This is a genomic window from Syntrophorhabdales bacterium, assembly GCA_035541455.1.
GTDB lineage: Bacteria > Desulfobacterota > Syntrophorhabdia > Syntrophorhabdales > WCHB1-27 > JADGQN01.
On record DATKNH010000127.1, the window covers coordinates 1 to 5566 of the forward strand.

Consider the following 5566-nt stretch of genomic DNA (forward strand, 5'->3'; position numbering starts at 1 on the left):
AGGGAGGCGGTCACGAACGCTCAAATAAAAGTGGCACAGGGCAAGCGGGCGTTCGAAGACAACCTTGTGTTCCACAAGCGTCTGGCCGAGGCCACCGGAAACACCGTACTGGTCATTGTCGTCGAAGCACTGATGGCGGTGGTGGTACATTTCCATAACGTCTTTAAGGTGGGAATGGGTGCGATACGGAGCGCGTGCAGAACACACGAACAGATCATCACTGCTATTGAGCGCGGCGACAGGCGAGGCGCTGAGAAGGCTCTGGAGACAGACATTCTGCAAATCGATGGCGTTTACAATAAGTTGGTCAAACACCCTCATGTGCTTCCCGTCAAATAGTAGCATAGCGTGAGGAACCCATCTGCGTGGAAGGCACGGAAAGTAGGGCAGCATCAGAAAGCGGAAACTTACAAAAGGAGGTCTCCACTATGGCACTTGTTATTGATGGGTTTGCACACGTCATGCCGAAGGCATTTGCGGAGGCGCTTGCGCAGGTGTATCCCACCGATGAATTGCGCAAGCTCACGCAGCACAGCTATTTTGGCGACATGGAGAACCGGGTACGGGTCATGGACAAGTTCAGACTCGACAAGCAGGTCCTGACCTTGGCGCGCCCGAGCATATTCATCGGCATCGCGCCTGATGCAGTACCTGAAATGACGCGACAGGCAAATGATGCGGTTGCAGCCGTGGCAAATCAGTTTCCCGATCGCTTCATTGCCGTTGGCACGCTACCAATTCCTTCAGAAGACTACCTGAACGAATTTGACCGCTGTGTCAACGAGCTGGGGATGGCGGGTATCCAGATTCTTACCAACGTTGAAGGCAAGCGTCTTCACGCGCCCGAGTTCCGGCCCTTCTTTGCGCATGCCAATGCAACGAAAACCCCGATCTGGATTCACCCCCAGCTGGTGGCGGGATGGTCGGACGAATTTGCACTGGACAAAATTTTCGGCTGGCTGTACGAAACAAGCATAACCCTCGCGCAGCTGGTGTTCTCGGGAATTATGGAAGACTACCCTGACCTGAGGATTATCCCCCATCACATGGGCGCCATGGTGCCTCATAATTCCGGAAGACTCAAGGGATTCTATGAGGCCCGTGACCTGTATCCGGGCACCGGGTTCGTTACGCTTCCCAGGGAGCCCCTCGAGTATTTCCGAAGATTTTACGGAGATACCATGCTGTGTGGAACCGTACACGCATTCGAGTCGGGGTATAAATTCTTTGGTCCTGAGCACATCATTATGGCGACCGACTACCCGTTCGGCCCCAAGCAGGGAGAGCAATGGATCAAGGAAACATTGGACCAGATCGATGCGATAGGCCTGCCCCCTGCCGAAAAGGACCTGATTCTCAGCGGCAACCTGCTGAGGTTGATCAGAAGGGAATAGAAGATAGAGAAAACTTACGAGGCTATCGAATAGACTCCCCTACTCTCTCTCACAAACCCTTCTTTCTCAAGGCTCCTCAGCGCCCGTTGCAGCCTGTCAGGCTCGACACCAAATATCTCCGTCATATCGGATCGTGAAGAGTGAGAATTTTGTAGAAGATGTTTCAATACCATCCCCCTGATTTGACGGTCTGATCCTTTGTAGGGGGATTGTTTCTGGTAATGGGCGCTCTTCGGATTAATGCTCCCGTGAGTTTTCTTGAGCATCGTGCCATAGTCCATGAGGGCCGAATACCATGCGTGCGGCTTCTTCCTGTCGAGCGTCTGTTCCACGAGCGGGAGGATTTCGCTGTCTTTTATCCTCTCTCTGTCACGGAAGAAAAAATGTATGAACACGGTGCGCACATTGGTCTCAATGAACGCAACCGGTTCATTAAATGCATACGTGAGTATGGCACAGGCCGTGTTATAGCCTATGCCGGGCAATGCAGCCAGGGAACCTAAATCTGCGGGAAGTTCTCCGTTGTGTTTCTCCGTGACAATTTCACCAATCCTCTTGAGCGCCGCTGCCCTGCGGTTATATCCCAATCCCTGCCACACAGAGAGCACATCTTGGAAAGAGGTTTCAGCAAGTACTCTGAAATCTGGAAATCGCTGCACGAACGCGGTGTATTTTTCGACGACCCTCTCCACCTGCGTCTGCTGCAGCATAATCTCTGAGACGAGTATGTAATAAGGGTCGCGCGTCCCTCTCCACGGCAGGTCTCGCCCGTGCTCGTTGTAATATTCATAAATGGCTTTTCTGAACTTCGTGATTTCGCGTGCACTCAGTTTCACAGTTCCCCTGCCTCCACTACTTCACTGCTTCACCGTGTCGATCCGTGCGAGATCCGGAAACATATAGACCCAGAGTGCTGCCACGACGATCGTCCCGACGCCACCGATGAGAACTGCGGGAACAACGCCGAACCAAGCTGCGGTCAGGCCTGATTCAAATTCTCCCAGCTGGTTCGATGTGCCTACGAACATAGAATTGACTGCGGTCACTCGCCCGCGCATTTCGTCAGGCGTTCGTGTCTGCACGAGAGATTGCCGGATGACCACGCTGATCACGTCCGCTGCTCCCAGCACTGCAAGGCAAATAAGGGACAACGCAAAGGAGGTAGACAGTCCGAATCCGATTGTGCCAATGCCGAATACGATAACAGCGATGAACATTGTGCGTCCCATTCCGCCCTGAAGGGGATGATGCGCCAGAAAAACAGACATCAACAGCGCGCCCGCAGCGGGGGCCGATCGCAGAACTCCCAGCCCCCAGGGGCCTATCACAAGGATCTCCCGCGCGTACACAGGCAATAAGGCAGTCGCGCCCCCAAGCAGCACTGCAAACAGGTCGAGGGATATCGCGCCGAGGATTGCGGGTCTGCTGCGAATGAATGCAATACCGGCGAAGAGAGATTGCAGAGTTACCGGTTCACGGTGCTGCCGCTTCCGTCCGGCCCGGATGAGAGAGACAAAGAGACTCGCCGCCAAAAAGAGTGCGGCAACCGTACCATAGGCCAGCGTCGGGTGAAGCGCATAGAGAAGACCGCCGAGCGCCGGACCCACGATCACTGCAGTCTGGCCCGACGAGGTAGAGAGCGCCACCGCGCGAGGGAGAAAGTCTGTGCTTACCAGGTTGGGCAATAACGCATGCAGCGTCGGGAGCTCGAAGGCGCGCGCTGCTCCGAGCACCAGTACAATTGCAAGGATTGTCTTCTCGTTCGTCCAACCCGCGTAGTTGCTTGCAGCAAGCGCCACGACTCCGAGCCCCTCGATCAACTGGCACGTTCTGAGAATCCGACGGCGATCATATCGATCGGCCACATGACCCACGAGAAGCGTGAGGAGAAGCATGGGCAGGAACTGGGCCAGCCCTACCAACCCAAGGTAGAATGGGCTGCGGGTTAGGGCGTATATCTGCCAGCCTACAGCGACTGCCAGCATCTGGTAGGCCACCGTTGTAGAAACGCGCGCAAGCCAGAACAGTAGAAGGGGCCGGTTGTGCAGAAGGGACTCAGTTCTTTGTGCAGTGTCGACTGCCTTCATGCGGATAGCTTGACTCAAAATACCGTAGTTCGTAGTAGCCCGGCTTATTTCACAGCCGCAGTAAGCTACCATTATGCCATGTCAAATTCCACTTATCTTTTCCTCTTAAGATTTTTCAATCAGCCTCCGAAAAACTGCTATGGACGTTGCGTGAGAATTTCATGCGCTCGCCCGGGGATCGCCATCACAGACAAGGAGGAAATCGGGCAATGCCGAAAGTGTTAGTCGAGCTTAAGGAGGGCACGGTGATAAGCGTCGAGACGACTTCGGAAGACGTGGAGGTCTACGTGGTCGACCATGACGTGATCAGCGAGGGAACTGCCGGTGAAGTGAAGCGCTACCTTGCCAGTCTCGACGCGCCAATAGATGTTGACGGTTTACTGCTCGAGGAAGACCTCATGACCAAATTGGAGGATATCGTCGTCGAAGGAAAGGCGAGGTTGGAAGATATGACAAGCGCATGGGAAGATGAGGATGAAGAACCTGAGGAGCTTTCCGACCTCCCAAACGTCATCCGCCACCGACGCTGAATCGCTTCTCTGACATCATGCGCGAAGCGACAGAAGTACGCGTGATCGGGAATTCTCACTCACCGTCTCTTCACTGCCAGACCGTCTTGACGAATTTTACAATGATCAGGGTTACAAGAAAAAGAAGGTAGAAGCTCAGAAAATAGAGGGCGACTCTTGCCATTATGGTCATCTTTATCCGCGGCATGGCATACCTCTTTACTTTTCCGGTTCAGGCTGCATAAGATCGCTGTAACTGATGACGCCGAGCAGATGATCCTGGCCGTCCACCACCGGCAGCATGCGGTACCGGTACTTTGCAAAAATCTCTTCAAGGTCGTCCCGGCCCTTATCCTCTTCGGCTGCCACCACAGATGAGGACATAATATCACCGATGCGCGCGTCGTCCTGGGCAAGCACGATTTCCCGGAGATCCACCACCCCGATAAGCACCCGCTCGGCAGCTATCACGTAGATGTAGGAGATCGTGTCAGGGTCGAGCCCCGACGTCCTGATGGTCTTCAATGCTTCACCGACCGTTGTCTCTTCTGTGAACACCAGGTAATCGGACGACATGAGATCCCGTGCCCTGGCTTCCCGGTCCGATAGCAACTGCTGAATTCTCTTTGCGCTCTCCTCCGGGATGAGCTGCATCAGCTCCGTGACGTCGTCGTGGGGCAGAACCGAGAAAAGGTCGGCCAGCTGCGGGATAGAAAGTTCGGCGAGAATAGCCTGCGCCCTCTCCTTGGGGAGGTCCTCAATCAGTTGCCTCTTCGCGCGCGGTTCCGCATGCATCAGCGATTCCGCCGCTTTTTCAGGATCGAGTGCAGAGAAAAATGCTTCCTGCTCTTCGCCTGAGAGCATCTCGAGCACATCTGCAAGGTCCTCACCAGGCAACTCCCTGGCCTGTTCCTTGGTAACCGAGAGAGAAACTGTATCGGTCTTTACCGCATCTTCAAGAGAGAAGGGCTGCACGTAGCGCCACGGTATAAGCTTGTCGGTAATCCATCGCAGCCCGCCAAGCCCCCATTTTCTTAAGAAGCCATTGAATGAAACGTCCACATGTATGATGATGAGGCGCGCTCTCGATTCAAGCATCTGCACGTCATTGACGACCTCCACGCGGCGGCCGTCGGTGTCGAGAATCGTCCGTCCCATAAGATGCTCGTTTATTAATATCCAACCAGGCTGATCGACGAATGGCGGGTACGCTGTGCTTCCTTCCGGTGGTGGCTGCACCACAATGCTCTTCTTCCCGATGTCGACAACTTTGTCCCACGGGATGAACTCTGTCGGTTTTCCCCAACCGTGCTCTATATGGATTCCTACTGCACCCGGATAAGGATCACCCAGATTAAAAACCAGATCCGAGAGCTTCCCGAGCCTTTCTCCGTTGACGGTCTCCACCTGCCGGTTGAGGAGCTGTGAGAACCAAAAAAAGCGAAACTCCTTGTTACTTATCGCATCCGCAAAGCTCAGGTCTTTGCTCACAGACATATGGACCTCCTAACCCTGCCCGAATATACCGGGGAACAGCACCGAAACGCCGAACAGCGTAGACATGATGATGACAAAT

Annotated in this window: 6 protein-coding genes; 3 read left to right on the top strand and 3 right to left on the bottom strand. The window is 54.3% G+C overall.

All coding sequences use genetic code 11. The features are described 5' to 3' along the window. Both VMT71_13750 and VMT71_13755 read left to right on the top strand, forming a co-directional pair. Positions 1–339 (top strand): FCD domain-containing protein (locus VMT71_13750; protein HVN25031.1); only part of this gene is annotated, 339 nt, incomplete at its 5' end. An 89-nt stretch (positions 340–428) separates the two neighbouring features. After that, positions 429–1394, top strand: coding sequence for an amidohydrolase family protein (locus tag VMT71_13755; protein ID HVN25032.1), 966 nt, complete (start codon positions 429–431; stop codon positions 1392–1394). A gap of 14 nt (positions 1395–1408) precedes the next feature. Here the strand turns inward: VMT71_13755 and VMT71_13760 are convergent, their stop codons facing one another. Next, positions 1409–2230 carry a hypothetical protein gene (locus tag VMT71_13760; GenBank protein HVN25033.1) on the bottom strand — a complete coding sequence of 274 codons (822 nt, stop codon included), beginning with the start codon at positions 2228–2230 and terminating at the stop codon, positions 1409–1411. Between the two features lie 21 nt (positions 2231–2251). Next, positions 2252–3481 (bottom strand): MFS transporter, encoded by a 1230-nt coding sequence (locus tag VMT71_13765; GenBank protein HVN25034.1) that lies wholly within the window; start codon positions 3479–3481, stop codon positions 2252–2254. Between the two features lie 209 nt (positions 3482–3690). Here VMT71_13765 and VMT71_13770 point away from each other — a divergent pair, with 209 nt between their 5' ends. Further along, positions 3691–4011 (top strand): hypothetical protein, encoded by a 321-nt coding sequence (locus VMT71_13770; GenBank protein HVN25035.1) that lies wholly within the window; start codon positions 3691–3693, stop codon positions 4009–4011. A 198-nt stretch (positions 4012–4209) separates the two neighbouring features. Here the strand turns inward: VMT71_13770 and VMT71_13775 are convergent, their stop codons facing one another. After that, the gene (locus tag VMT71_13775) at positions 4210–5487 is read right to left on the bottom strand and encodes a CBS domain-containing protein (GenBank protein HVN25036.1); all 1278 of its coding nucleotides are present in this window, start codon (positions 5485–5487) and stop codon (positions 4210–4212) included. Positions 5488–5566 lie beyond the last annotated feature (79 nt).